Source organism: Burkholderia sp. BCC1638 (genome assembly GCF_902833195.1).
Taxonomy (GTDB): Bacteria; Pseudomonadota; Gammaproteobacteria; order Burkholderiales; family Burkholderiaceae; genus Burkholderia; species Burkholderia diffusa.
The window spans coordinates 1-18,222 of sequence record NZ_CADFEC010000005.1; the positions used below are offsets into that span (position 1 = coordinate 1).

Here is an 18,222-nt window from a genome sequence, read left to right on the forward strand (position 1 = left end):
CAGACCGAAACCGGCGGCCACATGATCACGCCGCTGCCGGGCGCGACGCCGACGGTGCCGGGTTCGTGCACGCTGCCGCTGCCGGGCATCATGGCCGCGGTGGTCGACGAGACCGGCCAGGACGTACCGAACGGGCAAGGCGGCATTCTCGTCGTCAAGCGTCCGTGGCCGGCGATGATCCGCACGATCTGGGGCGACCCGGAGCGTTTCAAGAAGAGTTACTACCCGGAAGAACTTGGCGGCACGCTCTACCTCGCCGGCGACGGCACGGTGCGCGACAAGGACACCGGCTACTTCACGATCATGGGCCGCATCGACGACGTGCTGAACGTGTCGGGCCATCGGCTCGGCACGATGGAGATCGAGTCGGCGCTGGTGTCGCACGAGCTGGTTGCGGAAGCGGCGGTGGTCGGCCGCCCGGACGACACGACGGGCGAGGCGGTGGTCGCGTTCGTGGTGCTGAAGCGTTCGCGTCCGGAAGGCGAGGAGGCGGCGGCGCTCGCGAAGACGCTGCGCGACTGGGTCGGCAAGCAGATCGGGCCGATCGCGAAGCCGAAGGACATCCGCTTCGGCGACAACCTGCCGAAGACGCGCTCGGGCAAGATCATGCGGCGCCTGTTGCGCTCGCTCGCCAAGGGCGAGGCGATCACGCAGGACACGTCCACGCTCGAGAATCCGGCGATCCTCGAGCAGCTCGCCGAAGTGCGCTGACCGCGCCTGTTGCGCGCACGAGCCCCTGCGCGGCAATCCCGATTGCCCGCGCAGGGGCTTTTTGCTAAATAACGGCATGACCGTTCCGTCCCGTCCGGCGCCCGCCGCGCCGCCGCCCGTTCCCGAGCCGCTCGCGCGTGCCCATGCGCGCTATTGGCGTTTCAACGTCGTGCTGATCGTGGTGCTGATGGCGATCGGCTTCACGGTGTCGTTCGTCGTGCCGTTCTTCGCGCCCGCGCTCGCGGGCATCCGCTTCGCCGGTTTCAGCCTGCCGTTCTATGTCGGCGCGCAGGGCGCGATTCTCGTGTATCTCGTGCTGATCGTCGTCTACATCGGCCTGATGCAGCGCGCGGACCGCGTGCTGCGGCGCGCGTACGACGAACATGCGGCGCAGGCGGGCAATGCGCACCATGCCCGCTGATCCATGCTGACGCATCGACTGATTCGCGCGTACGCGCTTTACACGCTCGGCTTTCTCGGGTTCGTGCTGCTGCTGTGGCGGATCGAGCGCGCGACCGGTTCCGGCGTGTGGATCGGCTACGTGTTCCTGTTCGTGCCGATTGCCGTGTATGCGGTGATCGGGCTGCTGTCGCGCACGTCGGATCTCGTCGAATACTACGTGGCCGGGCGGCGCGTGCCGTCCGCGTTCAACGGGATGGCGACGGCGGCCGACTGGCTGTCGGCGGCGTCGTTCATCGGTCTCGCCGGCTCGCTCTACGCAACCGGCTACGATGCGCTCGCGTACGTGATGGGATGGACCGGCGGGTTCTGCCTCGTCGCGTTCCTGCTCGCGCCGTATGTTCGCAAGCTCGCGCGCTACACGATTCCCGATTTTCTCGGCACGCGCTTTTCGAGCACCGCCGTGCGCGCGCTCGCGGCCGGCGCCGCGATCCTGTGCTCGTTCGTCTACCTGGTCGCGCAGATTCAGGGGATCGGGCTGATCGCGACGCGCTTCATCGGCGTCGACTTCGCGATCGGGATCTTCTGCGGGCTCGCGGGCATTCTCGTGTGCTCGTTTCTCGGCGGGATGCGCGCGGTCACGTGGACGCAAGTCGCGCAGTACATCATCCTGATCAGCGCGATCCTGATTCCCGTGTCACTGATCGCGATGAAGAACGGCCTCGGACCGGTGCCGCAATTCAATTACGGCAAGCTGATGGAGCGCGTGGCGGCGCGCGAGGCGCAACTGCGCGACGCGGCCGAGGAGCAGCAGGTGCGCGATGCGTATCGCCGGCAGGCCGCGGTCGTGCAGGCGCAGCTCGATCGCTTGCCCGCATCGTATGCGGACGCGCGCCGGCAACTCGTCGATCAGCTTGCGGACCTGCGGCGCCACAACGGGCCGCTGCGCGAGATCAATCAGCGCGAGCGCGAGCTGGCCGACTTCCCGCGCGACCCGACGGCGGCGCGCGTGACCTGGACCCAGGCGCGCGACGATCTGCTGGCACGTGCCGAGCCACCCGTGCCGATGCACGAGCCGTTTCCCGCGGCGAACGACGACGACCGCAAGCCGCGCGAGCGGAATTTCCTCGCGCTGCTGCTGTGCCTGTCGCTTGGTACCGCGAGCCTGCCGCACATCCTCACGCGCTACAACACGACGACGTCGGTCGCATCGGCCCGGCGTTCGGTCGGCTGGACGCTGTTCTTCATCGCGCTGTTCTACCTGAGCGTGCCGGTGCTCGCGGTGATGATCAAGTACGAGATTCTCACCAGCCTCGTCGGGCGGCCGATCGCCGAGCTGCCCGCGTGGGTCACGCAGTGGCACCACTTCGAACCGGACCTGATCAGCGTCGTCGAGGTGATTCGCGACGGCATCGTGCATTGGTCGGAGATCCAGATGCAGCCGGACATGGTCGTGCTGGCCGCGCCGGAGATCGCGGGGCTACCGTATGTTGTGTCGGGGCTGATCGCGGCCGGAGCGCTGGCCGCGGCGCTGTCGACCGCGGACGGGTTGCTGCTGACGATCGCGAATGCGTTGTCGCACGACGTTTATTACTGCATGGTCGCGCCGAATGCGTCGAGCCAGCGGCGCGTGACGATCTCGAAGGTCTTGCTGCTTGGCGTCGCGCTGTTCGCGTCGTATGTCGCGTCGCTCAATACGGGGAAGATTCTGTTTCTGGTCGGGGCGGCGTTTTCGCTTGCGGCGTCCAGTTTCTTTCCGGTGCTCGTGCTTGGGGTGTTCTGGAAGCGCACGACGACGCGCGGGGCGATCGCCGGGATGGTGACGGGGTTGGCGGTGTGCGTGTACTACATCGTGTCGACGTATCCGTACTTCACGCAGCTGACGGGGTTCGTCGGGCGGACGTGGTTCGGGATCGAGCCGATCAGTTCAGGCGTGTTCGGCGTGCCGGCGGGGTTCGCGGTGGCGATCGCGGTGAGTTTGCTTGATCGACAGCCGGATGAGTATACGAGGGCGTTGGTGGATTACATTCGGCATCCGTGAGTGGCGGTGAGTGCGGTGGTGGCACCCTACGTCGGTGCGACATTCCCCGCGAGTGGGGCGTCCGGTACGTCGTCTATTTTGGGTCGTAACCCACCGCGGCGGCGTTTATCAAGGGAGTGGCGGGACGCCGCGGAAGTTTGCTATACTCTCGCTCTTCCCGGAGAGATGGATGAGTGGTTTAAGTCGCACGCCTGGAAAGCGTGTATAGGTTAATCGCCTATCGGGGGTTCGAATCCCCCTCTCTCCGCCAGAATTCAAGTGCCCGCGCAAGCGGGCATTTTTGTTTCCGTGGCGGGTTTGTTACCGCACGGAATGCTTAGGCGGTCAGCGCCGAATCGATGATGGCATCTGCCGGCGGCGTGACGAGCAAGGCGGCTTGCGACAGCGGGTCGGCCAGCGTTACGACGAAGGCCGGTTGTGACGCCTTCAGGCAGTGCTGGGCGGCCACGGCGACCGCCGCTAGCGTGAGAACTGCCCCGCTGTGCCCGTTGGCCAGCCCGAGATGCAGATCATGTCCGCTCCTGTCTGCGGCGGGCCATGTCGCGCTAATTGCGCTGGCGATTTCATTGCGCTGGCGAGCGCTTTGGCTGACGTCGCTGACCAGCGCACAGTTTTTCATTTTTACATTCGCATCGTCAGCGAGTCTCCGCGCGTCGTCGAGGAGCCGCTCGATAGGCCGGTCGTTGTGCTTCGTGGCGAATGCGATGCGATGTATGCCCGGTGCGGGAGCCGATTCCCCATTTCCCGGCGGAGCGACCAGCAATGCACACGCGCCTTCGCCAGGGACGATTCCATCGACGTGGTCGCGGCCATACAGATTGCCCAGACGATCGAGGACATTCACGGCGCTTTCACTCAACCATGAATCGCAAGCCAGTACGATGTGCCGGTTCGGAAGCAGGTTGTGGTTGAGCGACCGGTTCAACTCATCGAGCACGGCCAGCGCCTCTGCCGGGTGCGTGACGATGTGCGTCCGTGCGGCGGCCACCGTTGAATGCCAGCTTGCGCGGGCGGCATGGCCGTCGAGCCACGAGACGAGTATCGGCGCGACCTCTCGCCAGCGCGCGGGCAACAGCACGTGCAGTTCGACGGGCGGCACGGTATCCGCGGCGCTTCGCATTGCGCCACCGGCCGTGGCGTGGCGAGACAACAAATCGTCGAGCGCGTTGCCGGCCAACATCAGCGCGCGCCAGTGTTCGTCGTCCAGTTTTCCGGCAGATCCTGGGGGAAGCAGACTTTCGTCAAATTCGTCGAGCGAAATCGTGCTGTCCTCCCGCGCAAAGATGCGGCTTCCATCGGCTCGCTTCAATCGATCATGGAGATCGACCAGTGTGCCTCGGCGTGCGGCTGTCGCGACATCGTCGATCGTGTGTCCGGCCGGGACGCGCAGGCTGCTGTCGAGCACGAAAAGGGTGGTGGCCGATTCGCCATCGTCGGCGAGGGGCGAGTTTGCCGCCGAAGCTGGCGGCTCGGACGCGCTCGACACAGGTGCACGCATGGTGCCGGTACGCAGGCCGACAAATGCGGTGATCACGAGCAACGGCAGGGCGATGCCGACCAGTACAAGATCGCGCGTACTGGGCGTCCTTCCGGCAAGCCGCCAGTAAAGCAGTGCGATGGCCCATACCGACAGGAATAGAACAACGACGCCGAATGCATAACGCACGGTAGGGCGCTGACTCATGCTTGAACCCCGTGTTTTGAACCCTTCCCTCCGCCGCGGGTTCGCGATCCATTCGCACGCTGGCCGCGGGGCCTGCTAAGCAACTGAACGATCGCGCCGGGCGACGTTGCCCGGAGCATATGACCCGGGTTGTCCGCAACCCACCATCCTGGGATCCAATCGTTCTGCGAATGGCAGACCATTTAAAATTAATTGCCGGGATTGAGGCGGGTGTGATTTATTTGGTAAAAATTACTGAACAAAAGATAACTGTACCTGATTTGGCTACATGATCCTTGTATTGTTGTAACATCGCAAGCAAACAAATCACGTTCCGGGAAAGTGGTGAGGGCCGCATGGACGTATTGAAGTCAATCACGACATTATTCAGCGCCAATCGCCTTTATTCTCTTGAAGGTCCAGGCGCGATCGCGTCGCTTCAAGTCGAGCGCTGGACCGGGCGGGAGCGGTTGTCCGCAAATTTCGTCTGGGATGTCTACGCGTTGGCAAGCGATCCCGCGCTCGACCTGGAAACGATGCTCGGGCAACGCGCCGCGGTACATACGGCGTTGACCGACGGCAGTATCGCGACCCGCAGTGGCCTCGTCGCGGAGGCTGAATGCATCGGTTTCGACGCGGGTTTGGCCCGCTACCGCCTGCAGTTGGTACCTTGGCTTGCCGCGCTCGAGCATGGGCGTGATCAGCGTACGTTCGTCAATCAATCGGTAGCCGATATTCTGGACCGGATATTCCGGGAATATGGCGAAATCGCGCGCTGGCGATATACCGCCGACGCAAACCAGCGAATTCAGGCGGTGGGGACTCGCGATTACGTCGTTCAATATCGCGCGCACAGCAATCTCGATTTTGTCCTGCACGTTCTGGCCGAGGCCGGGTTGGGTTTTTGCTTCGTCGAGGACGATGACGCGCCCGCCGGCCACACGATGATGGTTTTCGACGACAGCGCGCAATTGCCGGAAGACGATACGTCGACGCGTCGCGGTGGCGTGCCGCAGCGCATGAGCGGCGCGACCGTTGAACCGGATGATGCCATTCTCGGCATGGGGCAATCGCTCACGCTGATGGCCGATCGCGTGACACTGCTCAGCAGCGATTACCGCGGAAATCAATCGGTCACGAGTTCGGCGAGTCTAGGTAACGCCGATGGCGCACGGGAACTGTATGACGACGTCGGCCCCGAGGCGTTTGACGGCTTTCGCCAGGCCGACGATGCCGCGCGGCGGCAGGCGGATGCAATTTTTTCGCAGGCGCGATTCTGGACAGGCTACAGCACCGTTCGCACCGCGCGATGCGGTCGGAACGTACGCGTGGCCGGCGCGGCATGGCGTCAGCATTTGCGCGATGAAGGCGCGATACAGGATACGTTCCTGCTGACCGACGTCGCGCATGTCGGTGTCAACAATCTGCCCGAAACCGTGCTCGAGGCGCTCGAGCACCGGCTGGGGCCGCTGCGGTTACCTGACGTCGATGCGCGTACGCTGAAGCAGGCAGAAGCCGGGGGGTATGCGAATCGCTTCGAAGCCGTTCCGCGTGAACAGGTTTGGCGCCCTACGCTGGACGACGGGACCGGCCAGCGGTGGAATCCGGCACCGACAGCCATCGGGGCCCAGACCGCAATCGTCGTCGGTGCGCGGGGGGAAGCCGAGCCCGGTGCGAACGTTCCGGTCCATACGGACGGGCAGGGACGTATCCGGTTGCGGTTTCACTGGCAGGCCGAAGGCGACAAGGGTACGTACCCGACGCGCGCGATGCAGCGTCTTGCCAGTGACGGACATGGCTTGCAGCAGACTCCCCGCATCGGACAGGAAGTGCTCGTGCAGTTTCATCATGGGCTGATTCATCGCCCGATCGTCCTCGGCGGCCTGTTCAACGGGCAGGGAGAAGGCGGCGATAAGCCCACGCCGGGCGGCGCCGTTGCGCAGCCGGCCGACGCTTCCGTTTATGCGCAGGCGACCGATCTCGCGGCCAGCGGGCAAGGCAACGTGGCCGGCGGCAATAGTCCAATGTGGCATGGCGTGGGTGGCGGGGCGGACCGCCATGCGCATGCCGGCGCGCTGTCGGGCTTCAAGAGCCAGGGTTTCGACGGCCAGGGTGCAAACCAGCTCGTCACGGACGACAGCGATGGCATGGGCCGCTTGCAGATGAGCACCACGCATGCGGCAACGCAACTCAATCTTGGCCATTTGCGTTATCAGGCGGACAACTATCTCGGCAGCTTCCGTGGGCAAGGCTTTGAAGTGCGCACGGATGCGTATGGCGCGTTGCGCGCGACGCGAGGCGCATTGCTGACGAGCTATGCACTGCGCTCCGGTCAGCCGGCGGGGGAGGCGTCGGCGTTGCAGGCGCTTTTTTCGCAGCAGGCCGTGCTGGCGGAATCCCTCGACCGTGCGGCCGGGGAGCACGGCACCGTGCCACTCGCCGTGCAACGCGGTACGCGGCAGTCTGCCCGGTCGCGGCTCGACGCCGGGACTGCGCCGCTCAAGTCGCTGGAGCGAAGCCTGAAAACGACCGTCGGTCAGGACGGTTTTTCGCAGGCGCTCGGCGATGCGAAGGAACGGGCAGTCGGCAAACCGCTTCCGCATACGGGTGATGCCCTGGTGGGCGTCGCTGCGCAGGGCGGCCAGGGCATGCTGGCCGGACAGGGACTGCAATGGGCCGCGGGCGAAACGCTGACGCTCGGCAGCGGTGCCGACACGAACTTCGCGGTCAATCAGACGCTGCGGATTCACAGCGGACAGGGCGTCGGCTGGCTGGCCGGTGCGCGTGCCGCGAACGGCGCCGGCCTTACCGTGGTTTCAGGCCAGGACAACCTCGATCTGCAGGCGCAGCACGATGCGCTGGCGGTACGGGCGAAAGACGCCCTGAAGGTGGTATCGGCCAACGCGAATGTCGAACTGACGGGCAAGACGACCGTGAATCTGGCAGTCAGCGGCGGCGCGCACATTACGATCGAAGGTGGCAACGTCACGTTCGGGTGTCCCGGCAAGCTGGTCATTCACGCCGCACAGCATCAGTTCGCCGGAGCGACCGATTTTCCCCGGGAGCAAGGGAAGTGGGGCGATCTCGGGCAGTACAACGAGTACTATCATCTGCACGACGCCGCGACGGGCGAACCGTTGAAGAACCTGCCGTACCGCATGGTGGGAGAAGGCGGCGAAAAACTGGAGGGCATCAGTCGCGCGGGGGATGGACGGACGGCCACGTTTTCCACGCACTCGTCGTCGAAGCCGGTACGAGTCGAATACACGGGTAACGAGGACATCGACCATGGCTGGTGATCCCGTCGTCACGAAACCCGGCCCCAAGGTGCTGACGCAGACCAACAGCACGCAGAAGGAAATGCAGGACGGCCGTCCCACGCCGGTGGAGTTGGTGAAACTGGTGAAATACGACATCAACGTTCGCTCGTTTCATCCCAACAAAAAGTTCGAGCCACTGGGTTTCCGGTTTCACGGCGACAATCGCGGCTTTTCCCTGGAAGAGAGTTTTCATGCGATTTATCCGGCTCGCCGGGCCGGGCGCGTGACTTCTCGGGTATGGCAGGTCTTCAGCCTGGATTTCGCGCAGGGTTCGCTCGCCGCCTTCAAGCAGCGACTGACGGACTCGGTATTCACGGCGTCGAACACGTCGTCCGGTCCGACCGTGTTTTCGGATGGTCCGGAGCCTTACGTCGACCCGCTTTATCGGCCGGAAGGAAAAGCAACGGCGAATGCGTTTTCCCAGGAGCACGCCGGGGAGCAGGTCGCCGACATGAATTTCGTGTACGACGGGAAGAATTTCGCGTTCAGGGGTTCCCGTTTCTCGCTGCGCGAAGCAGGGCGCACGGTCGTTCCGTCGCTTGACGTGCACGGCCACCTCAATATCAAGATCGAGCGGGTGCGCAAATGGATGGATATCGTCATCCTGATCGATGGCGACGGATTTCCGAACTGCGAAGCCTTCATCGAGGACCCTGCAGGGAACAAGCTGTTTCTCGGTACCCATGTCCGGATCGGCACGCCGGCCACTCATCTGTTCGGCGACAATCGCCGGATCATGTTTGCTAACGTGATGCGGGTGGAATTGACGACCGAAGGCAATTTCGGCTCGCGGATGTGGCTTTTCGCCCAGGTACTCGGCGGCACACCCGATCGTCGGGACGACTACCCGGCGGAGCCGGACATCAAGGCGCCTGCCGGATCGCCGACCGTGCGGATGAGTGATGGCACCCAGTATCCGATGGGCGACATGCCGCCGCCAATCATCCTGCCCGGGATGGACCAGGTTGCATGGGCCGCGGATCCGATCACGAAGATCGGCGACGGCGTGAGCGGCGGCTTCGAGGTGCCGATGCATATTTCCGCCTATGAAGACGTCGGTCAGGTATGGCAGCGACTGCGAGACAGCGTGAAGAGCCCGCCCGTCACGCGTCATCTGACGGTGTCCGCGTGGAACGACTATCACCTGCATCGCGATCCGAACGAGGGCCGGTCGAAAGACGGCGAGGATCTGGATCCATCGTTATGGAAGAGGAAATAGTGTCGTCGAACAAGCCCGGACGCTTTTCGCGTGCCCGCTACGTATTGCTGGCCTTGTGTATCGCGGTTGCTGTTGCCGCCGCGTGGCCTGGATTTGGAAGAGGTTCCCGTATGCCGCTCATTTTTCTGATTCCGTCCGATTACGTCGGTCCCGTCGTCGCATTGTTCGACCAGAAGGACGGTATCGACCTGGTTCATGCCAGTGATGGTTATGAAGTCAGCGTGCCCGCGAACGGCATTGTCAAGGTGAAGGGGCACCCGACTTTCGAGCGGGGCGGCGGCTATCCGTACAGCAGCATCGTGTTCCTGCTGGTGGACCGGGACGGGCGCCGGCACCCGTTGCGGGAGGCGATCAATCCGTGGCAGGAGTACGACAAGGACGACAACGCGCACTGGCTGGTGGGGATACGTGATGCACAGGGCAATCTGCGCAAGATCCCGCTTTCGAACGCGGGCGGCTTCGTATTCGACGATTTTTCGGAAGCTGAGAAGAGCGAGAAGATGGTTTTGTGGCACGACACGTGCCAGGACCGCGTGTTCAGCCCCGACTACCCGGCTTATCAGGCCGGCGAAAAGACGGCACGGGAACTGAACATTCCACCGTGTGGGGAGTTCGTCGTCGGCTCGGTCAATCATGTCCGTGCGTGGCCGGAGTGGATGTTTTTACGCGGGAAGGGGAAGCAGGAGAAGCTGGGCATCCGGAATCCCGCGTATCGGTCCGTTCAGCAGTTGGTGGACGAGGCCAACGAACGCAACGCGAAGAAAAAGGCACTTGGCATCGAGTAGATCGGCGCCGGTCAATGCATTGACGCTCGGTCGGCAACCACGGCGAGCGAACGATTCGAACAAGCGGAATCCGCATGAGGGCAGGGGATTGAAATGGACGTCGTTGCGGCATTGAAGGGCTATTCACAAGCCACTCGCCACATCCAGATCGATACGGTCATGGCCGGAGCGTTCGCGGTCGAACGCTTCCACGGCCGCGAGGCAGTGAACGAATCGTTTCGCTTCGAAATCGATGTGCTATCGAGCGAACCCTTTCTCGATCTCGGTCCGCTGATCGGCAGTGCCGCGCGCCTGCGCCTTGCGACGGGGGCGGGCGAACGCAGTTGGAACGGCTACATCACGCACGCGGCCTATGCCGATACAGACGGCGAGATCACGCGTTACCGGCTGACCTTGGAGTCGTGGCTCGCATTGCTGCATCTGCGTCGCAATTGCCTGTATTTCACTGATCTCGACCCGATGGGCATTTGCGATCGCGTGTTCGGCGACTATCCTGAAGCGCACTGGCGATACGACGTCAGCGATGCGCAGCGTACCTACGCGCTGCGTGGACAGTATCGCGAGACGGACTTTGCGTTCGTCCTGCGGCTGCTGTCGGAAGCCGGCCTTTCGTTTCACATCGAGCATGCTCAGGAAGCCAGTGGTTCGAAGCCGTCCGGCAATCATACGGTCGTGATCGCGGACCACCGCGCCGAACGGAAGAACGGCACGTCGATCGGCTATCAAATTCAGGACGTCGGCGATCCCGACGGCGTCATCACGCAATTCACGGAACGCCACCAGTGGGTGCCCGACAAGGTCGTCGTGACGAGCTGGAAGGCAAGCGAAGTGCAGGCGCTGGCGGGTCACGCCGCGGCTGCAGCGGATGCGGATGCCCCGGTTCTTCCGGTGCGCGAAGTGTTCGACGGCCAGCGGGCCGGCCGTTTCGATACGTCGGCGCAAGCGCAGCGCTATGCCGAACAGCGGCTCGACGCGCTGCGCCTGCCCAAGACGATTCACTACGGCGCAGGTACGGCGCGCATGCTGGAAGTCGGCAAGACCCACACGCTGACCGGCTATCTGAACCGCTCGCACACGTTCGTGCCGCTGTCGATCGAACATGAGGCGGTCAACAATCTCGGGGCCGAGATCGGCGAACTGCTGAAGCGCGGGGAACTGACGGCCGGGCACTATCGCAACCGCTTCGTCGCCGTGCCTGATGGCGTGCCGATCATTCCGCCGCTCGTCGAGCGTCCGCTCGTGCACGGCGTGCAGACCGCGATCGTGGTGGGTGAGCCGAGCGCAAGCGTCAGTAGCACACGCGATCATCAGGTGCGTATCCAGTTTCCCTGGATGCGCGGTACGACACCGCTGCCAGGCGGGCTGACCGATACCGCGAGCCGGTCGAATCCGGCCGGGCATGCGCCCGGCGATCACCGGTCTGGGGTGCTGGCGCGAATTGCCGAGCAGGCGGCCGGTCCGAATTTCGGGCATGTCTTTACGCCGCGTGTTGGCGCGGAAGTTGTCGTGGGTTTCGATTCGGGCAACATCGACCAACCGGTCGTGCTCGGACAGGTCTACGGCGGGCGCGTGAAGCCGCCTTTTGCGGCCGGCGATGGCAGTGGTGCCAATCATCCCGGCACGCTGACCGGTCTGCAGACTCAGACGCTGGACGGACAGCCGGGCAGCCGCTGGGTGATGGACGATGCGAGCGGCCAGTTGCGCCACGAACTCGGTAATTCGGTGGCCGATAGCCGCCTCGCGCAGGGCTATCTGATCGACCAGCAGGCATCGACACGTGGTGCGTATCGGGGAGAAGGCTTCGAGCTGTCCACGCAAGGCTGGGCGGTCGCGCGGGCCGGCGAAGGGATGCTGGTGTCCAGTACGGCCCGATCCAACGCCAGTTCCACGCAAATGGATCTGGCGGAAGGCGTCGGCCAGCTTGCGCGGGCCGTCGAGACGGCAAAGGGGCTCGACGCCGCAGCGACCGAGGCAAAGGCGGACGGCCTCGGTGGCAACCCGGCGCAGGCGGATTTCCTCAAGGCGATCGATCCGGCCCAGGACGGCAAATACACGGGGGCAGTAAATGGTCAGGCCGCGACCAAGCCCGTGGGCAAGCAGCGCAGCGGCGGCGATCCGGTCGAGCGGTTCGCCACCGCCGCCGTCGTATTCGATTCGCCGGCGAATCTCGTCCTGTCCACGCCGAATAGTGCGGTGGCCTATGCGGCCGAACACGTACACCTGACCGCGCAAGGCGATGCGCACGTCGCCGCCGATGCAACGGTGGCGGGCATTTCCGGCGACGCTGCGAGTTTCTACGCGGCGACGGGGGGCGTGAAGATCATTGCGAACCACGGCCCGGTGACAATGGAGGCACATACGTCCACGATGGAGATAGTGGCCGACCAGTCGGTCCAGGTTTCATCGGCCGAGGACCGCGTCGACGTACTGGCGAAGGACACCATCGTGCTGCAGCAAGGCCCGAACAGGATCACGCTCAGCGGCGCGGATATCACGGTCGAAACACCGGGGCAGTTTCAGGTGAAGTCCGGATCGCACGTATTCGTCGGCCCGCAAAGTGCGCCGCCGAACCTTTCGCCATTGCCGGATTCCCGCGAACGTGCGTTCGACGAAGGTTTCATCCTGAAGGATCGCGACAGTGGCAAGCCGGCCGCGTTTCGGCCGTACCGGATCACGTTGGCGAACGGCGATGTTCAGCATGGCGTGACGGATGAACTGGGACACACGCATGTGGTGAAGACCCTGGCTTCCGAAATTCTCAAGATCGACGTCGAGGGCTGACAGCGTGGCGGACGATTTCAAGACGGCGGGGCGTTCACCGACGACGCCCGTCGATAATAAAAAACGCAAGGAATTGCTGGTCGAAAGCGATCTGCTCGAGATCCAGATCAACAACACGCCGGGCGTCGACGACGACTACGTACAGGTGAAGTGCGACTCTCCGGGCTGTCGCCATCGTGTGCGGTGCCGGATCCGCACGCGCAAGGCTGGCTCGGGGAACGTGCAGGTCGTGCTGACGAATCCGGACGGGCGCCTACGTTTCGCGGACGAGACTGACAAGACGAAATCACTCGAGGTGCCCGGCGACGGCTCCTGGGCTGACTTCGAGATTTCCGGCGAACAGGGCAGCAAGGCGCTGAACGACGCTGTCATCGAGGCGCACGAGGCGACTGAAGACGGAAAGGTGCTGGCGAAGAAGAAGCTGACGGTGTTCTGGTTTGACGAGGCGAAGATCGACCTGACGGTCGGCGGGCCCTATGGGCTTGACGGGAAGACGATAACGGTGCCCGACGGATATGCGATCAAGCACTCGGCCCAGGCCCGGATTCGACCGGAGGGCGTGAATTGTGCTGCACCGCAAATTTCGGTTCTCAAGATCGGGGTCATGCAGAACGATCGTACGGTCGGACCCGGCGTCGAGACGATATGGGGCTCGCCGGAGATTTCGTGGGATCCGTGGATTGCGCCTGGCACTACCGTAATTGCGTCTGCCCAGTCGCGTGTTTCCAACATGTTGCCGGTCGTCGCCAACGACACTTCGCCGGCCAGCGCACCGCTGTATGACCAGCCGAAGGACCCGACGGCAAACCCCGACTCACTCAAACCGCCAATCGGTTGCAAAGGCGGTGCGCCAACGACGAGCTCCGACGCTCCTGCAGTCGATCTTAACGAGATCCATGATATTGCTGCAAAAACGGCTTCCGGCGCGGTCGTCGGGAGGATCACATATTCGCAATGGCGCAGGACGCTGATCCACGGAAAATTCCTCTGTTGGGTCGTTGTCTTCAATACGTCGACGAATGAGTTTTGCACGCTCCGACAGAGGGCCTGGACCGTGGCAATCGATACCGACAAGGGCGCCGGACAGCGAGCGACGGCGGAGGCAAGCGACTCGCCGGTCAGCATCCTGCCGGTGTTGTGGCCGATCGCCAACGAGATTGTCGGTGCGCCCGCCAATCGACACGTGGAACCCTTCGGCACCGAGACGGTGACGTTTCGGAAATAGCATGGCAGCGGTCCGGCACGGCGTCATATACGTGCCGGCACGTCGTACGGATTGACACGATATCGAGGTAAGGAAGATGGTGGCCAATGATCGGTTGTGGTTGTCTCCGGGGTCGGAAATGACTGATGTTTCATCCAGATCTGCCTGGAGGGCGCAATGATGCCAGTTGATGCAAACCCCTTCGCCTTCAAGGCGGACTTCGCGCTGATCGCGCAGGCGCGTACGGTGCACGATACGGCGACGCTGAATCTGTCCGATTACTACACGGCGAACCGGGCGCCAAGCTGGGCCGTGGCGGAGTTGAGTCCGAAGAAAGGCAGCGGCGGTCTCGTATCGCCTGGCGTGATGGTTCAGGTCGGCGACAAAACCTTCGTACAGCCCGAAGAGGCGGGGGCGGTGGTTCAGATGAAAGGCGTGTGGCGGGCTGTTGCCAAGGCGGGCGCGTCGGTGCCCGCCGGGCGCGACTACGCGTGGATTCAGCCGCAACGCGTACGCATGCGCAGTCTGTCGCCGGACGATTTTTACTCGCCATTCATTTCCGGCGGCACGGTCGTTTTCCAATGGGACGCGTCGGCGCCGGATGACGCGCGATTCGTCGCCACGCGGATGATCTTTCCCGCATGGCAGCAGGACGTTGCGGATGCAATCAAGTCGGCGCCGCAACTCGAAATGGAACTCGCGAAGATCGGCGGCGGCCGGGCGGCGCTCGATACGGTCGACCGGCTGCTGGCGTCCGGCAACGATGTGTCGTCGATTCTGGCGTATCGGGCGCTGCTGCGCGTGTCCGACCCGGACTTCGTCGCCAAGCACGCTGAAACGGCGCTGAAGACGACCGACGTCAATAAGCTGTCGATCATTGCATATCTGACCCTTGCGGCGTCGCAAGAGAAGGACCGTGCGCGGCTCCTCGAAGTATTGAAGTCGACGATCGACGAGACGACGGACGCGAACCGGTTGTTGGCCGTTGCCTACGGTGCGTTCGCCGTGTCGGTGTTCGATCGTCGCGATCGCGAGGCGGTGAGCGGGGCGCGGAATACCGTACGCCTGCTGCGGCAGCGTACGTCGGCACTGCACGTCGCGATGCAAGACAAGGCGCCGTGGTCGCAGATTTTCATGAAGATGGGACTGGATGACCAGTAACGGACACTTGGACTACGGCGTCGCGGCCTGCCGTGTGGCTGCGGCTTACGGACTGCACGTCGACAACGCTTTTGACGCGACGGCCAACCTCAAGGTGTAGAAACGATGGCAACGAGCAAGGACATCCTGCAGGCGCTGCTTGGCGGCTGGACACAGCATGAACGGTTCCTGCAACTGACGACGCCGCTCGGCAAGGATGTGCTGGTGGCCGAGTGTCTGGACGGTTGGGAGGCAATCGACGGCGGCGGTTTCCGCTTCCAGATCACGGCGCTCTCCGACAACCCTGCATTGCCGATCGCCCGGCTGGTCGGCGGCCCGGTGCTCGTCGAATGGCCGACCACGGACGGTGGCGGCCAGCGGCGCCCGTTCCATGCACACGTCGCCGCGGCCGAACTGGTGGGCTACAACGCCGGCCTGGCGCGCATTCGTCTCGTGCTCGAGCCCTGGCTCGCGATGCTGCGGCAGCGCGTCGACAGCTACAACTTCAACGATGCCAGCGTCATCGACATCAGCGAGCAGATTTTCGGCTATTACACGCGCGGCGCGGTCGTGCCAGCGTGGCGATGGGCGTTGGCCGATAGCGAGCGCTACCTGCGGCGCAGCTTGACCGTGCAGGCCGGCGAGTCCGATTTCGAGTTCCTGTCGCGGCTATGGGCCGAAGAAGGGCTTTACTACTGGTTCGAACACGCCGGCGATGCGCAGGCAAAGACGCTCGGCGGCCATACGCTCGTACTGGCGGACTCCAACGAATGCTTCCTGCCACGCGAACCGGAGCGTGTGCCGTTTCATCAGACGGGCGAGAGCGACCCAGCCGGCGGCATTCGCCATTTTGCGCCGGCACGGCGCTGGCGTATCGGCCGCGTTTCGCGTGCAAGCTGGGATTACCGGCGTCTGTCGGCACGTCCTGTGGCGGCATATGCGAGCGGGGCCGTGGTGCCTGGTGAGGATCGCGATGTTGCCGGCCCCTACGCGTACCAGACTGCCGCAGTTGGCGAGCAGCGCAGTCAGCAGCACCTCGACGCGCAGCGAGTCGATGCGGCGACGGGCACGGGTACGGGGACACGGCGGGATTTGCGGCCGGGACTCCGGTTCACGGTCGGAGACCATCCGACCGTGAACGCTTCCGACGCGTTCATATGTCTGCGCGTGCAGCATCATGCTCGGGCCAATGTGGCCGCCGACATCCGCAGCGCGATCGAACAGCATTTGGGCTCCGTTCCCGCGATGTCCGACACGGGGAATGGCAGCCTTGGCCTCGATTTGGCGTGGGACGGGGATGGATCTGAAGAGGATTTGGCGGTGGAGGATGACGGGGTGTACCGGAACCGCTTTTTGGCCATTCCGGCCGATCGGACCTACCGGCCACTACTGGGACATGGTCATGGCAGCAGCTTGCATGCGGTCGCGATCGCACACGGCGCACAAAGTGCGATCGTGGTCGGCAGCGGCGACCCGGTCCATACGGAGCGGGACCACCGCATCCGCATCCAGCACCACGCGCAGCGTGGTGAGAATGCCGCGAGTCGCGAGCCGCATCCGCACGCAGCGAATGCGCCGGCGAATCGGAACGCCGGCACGTGGACCCGTATGTTGACGCCGGTGGCCGGAGCGAACTGGGGCGGCGTGACGATTCCGCGCGTTGGCCAGGAAGTATGGACGGAGCTTCTGGAAGGGCAGCCCGATCGCCCCGTTGCAGTTGCCGCGCTCTATAACGGACAGGGCAAAGTCGACGCGCAGCACAACGCATTGGTCGGCGGCCCGAGCCGAAGCACGAGCAATGCCGCGGCATGGTTCGCAGGCAACGATCATCCTGCGGTACTGACGGGTTTCAAGACGCAGGACCTCGGACAGAGCCAGACTGGCACTGGCGGCTATCGACAGTTCCTGCTCGATGACTCGGCGGGCCAGTCGCGTGCGCAGTTGTACACGACCGACCGGAACAGCGGGCTGACGCTCGGCCACATCAAGCACCAGCAGGACAACCGGCGTCTCGCTGATCGCGGTTATGGAATCGAGCTTGCTACCGACGCCTCGGGTGCGCTGCGTGGCGGCGCGGGTCTGTTGATCACGACGGCGACCGGCACGAATCAGATGGATGCACGCGCGCCGGGCCTGGACCTTGCCGAAGGAATGCAGCGCGTGCGGGATCTCGCCGAAGCGGCACAAAGCCAGGGGGCCGGCGTCGGTGCGTCGGGACGGGAGCCGCAGCCGGACCAGTTGGAGGCTGTCGCCGGGCTGAAGCAGAGCCGCGACGCGCTCGAGGCGACCCGCAGCGGCGGCGCGGCGACCGATGGCATCGGAGGCGGCGGCGGGAGTGCCGTCGCATGGAGTCACCCGCACCTCGTCGTGCACGGTGCCGACGGTATCGCGGCCGTTTCCGCGCGCAGCCATATCTGGGTGTCCGGCAAGGAGACGGTGCTGAGTGCGGGTCAGGACGTGCAGGTGACGGCCGAAGGCAAGACCAGCGTGATCGCGAATCATGGCATGTCGATTTATACCCAGGGCCATGCGGCGGTCGGTCGCTCGGTCGAGAACTCGGGCATTGCGCTGCATGCGGCGTCGGGCTCGGCGAGTCTGCAGGCGCAGAACGGCGGGACGTTGGCCGCCGCCGCACAGCGCGCGGTCACGCTTGCCAGCGTCGACGCCGACGCGATGGTGCAGGCGAAACAACGCCTGCTGCTGACGGCAGCCGATGCGTTTCTCAAGATGGAGGGCGGCAATATCGTGGTCGGCGGACCAGGGAAAGTCGAATTCAAGGCGAGCAGCCATGTCATGACCGGTCCGCAGAGCGCGTCGGGAGATGCGACGCTGGCCGGAAGCCGCGCGAAGGATTGTCCGCAGACGATGGGCGATATGATCGCGTCGAGCGCGGCCTGTGCGGATTTGTGATGCGGATCGATAGCGAATACCACGCGGTGCACGAACCAGCCGGATCGGA

10 protein-coding genes, 1 tRNA gene and 1 pseudogene are annotated in these 18,222 nt (G+C 64.1%); 11 read left to right on the forward strand and 1 reads right to left on the reverse strand.

The annotated features are described in order from the left end of the window. The 4 genes from HWX22_RS07115 to HWX22_RS07130 all read left to right on the forward strand — a co-directional run. The coding region (locus HWX22_RS07115) for an AMP-binding protein (protein WP_175915298.1) at window positions 1–711 on the forward strand (711 nt) is incomplete at its 5' end. A gap of 76 nt (window positions 712–787) precedes the next feature. Further along, window positions 788–1,132, forward strand: coding sequence for a DUF4212 domain-containing protein (locus HWX22_RS07120; RefSeq protein WP_059535728.1), 345 nt, complete (start codon window positions 788–790; stop codon window positions 1,130–1,132). Between the two features lie 3 nt (window positions 1,133–1,135). Continuing rightward, complete coding sequence (locus HWX22_RS07125; RefSeq protein ID WP_175915299.1) at window positions 1,136–3,151, forward strand: sodium:solute symporter family protein; 2,016 nt, start codon at window positions 1,136–1,138, stop codon at window positions 3,149–3,151. A 159-nt stretch (window positions 3,152–3,310) separates the two neighbouring features. Next, window positions 3,311–3,401, forward strand: a tRNA-Ser gene (locus HWX22_RS07130). A gap of 66 nt (window positions 3,402–3,467) precedes the next feature. Here the strand turns inward: HWX22_RS07130 and HWX22_RS07135 are convergent. After that, window positions 3,468–4,835: a hypothetical protein gene (locus HWX22_RS07135; RefSeq protein ID WP_175915300.1), complete on the reverse strand. Its 1,368-nt coding sequence runs from the start codon at window positions 4,833–4,835 to the stop codon at window positions 3,468–3,470. A 335-nt stretch (window positions 4,836–5,170) separates the two neighbouring features. On the opposite strand from HWX22_RS07135, the gene HWX22_RS07140 reads away from it, so the two are divergent. The 7 genes and pseudogenes from HWX22_RS07140 to vgrG all read left to right on the forward strand — a co-directional run bounded on the left by HWX22_RS07140 (window position 5,171) and on the right by vgrG (window position 18,173). Then, the gene (locus tag HWX22_RS07140) at window positions 5,171–8,113 is read left to right on the forward strand and encodes a type VI secretion system Vgr family protein (protein WP_175908715.1); all 2,943 of its coding nucleotides are present in this window, start codon (window positions 5,171–5,173) and stop codon (window positions 8,111–8,113) included. Next, window positions 8,103–9,353 carry a hypothetical protein gene (locus HWX22_RS07145; protein WP_059689165.1) on the forward strand — a complete coding sequence of 417 codons (1,251 nt, stop codon included), beginning with the start codon at window positions 8,103–8,105 and terminating at the stop codon, window positions 9,351–9,353. Before HWX22_RS07140 ends, HWX22_RS07145 begins: the two co-directional genes overlap by 11 nt. Then, window positions 9,338–10,138 (forward strand): hypothetical protein, encoded by an 801-nt coding sequence (locus tag HWX22_RS07150; protein WP_244135198.1) that lies wholly within the window; start codon window positions 9,338–9,340, stop codon window positions 10,136–10,138. The genes HWX22_RS07145 and HWX22_RS07150 overlap by 16 nt, the downstream gene beginning before the upstream one ends. A 93-nt stretch (window positions 10,139–10,231) precedes the next feature. Next, a pseudogene (gene tssI / locus HWX22_RS07155) lies at window positions 10,232–12,865 on the forward strand (type VI secretion system tip protein TssI/VgrG); the annotation flags it as partial. Window positions 12,866–12,923: 58 nt separating this feature from the next. After that, window positions 12,924–14,144, forward strand: coding sequence for a hypothetical protein (locus HWX22_RS07160; protein ID WP_175915302.1), 1,221 nt, complete (start codon window positions 12,924–12,926; stop codon window positions 14,142–14,144). A gap of 345 nt (window positions 14,145–14,489) precedes the next feature. Continuing rightward, entirely contained in the window at window positions 14,490–15,284 is a 795-nt protein-coding gene (locus HWX22_RS07165; protein ID WP_175915303.1) for a hypothetical protein, read from the forward strand. Between the two features lie 105 nt (window positions 15,285–15,389). Continuing rightward, the gene (gene vgrG / locus HWX22_RS07170; protein ID WP_175915304.1) at window positions 15,390–18,173 is read left to right on the forward strand and encodes a type VI secretion system Vgr family protein; all 2,784 of its coding nucleotides are present in this window, start codon (window positions 15,390–15,392) and stop codon (window positions 18,171–18,173) included. Window positions 18,174–18,222 lie beyond the last annotated feature (49 nt).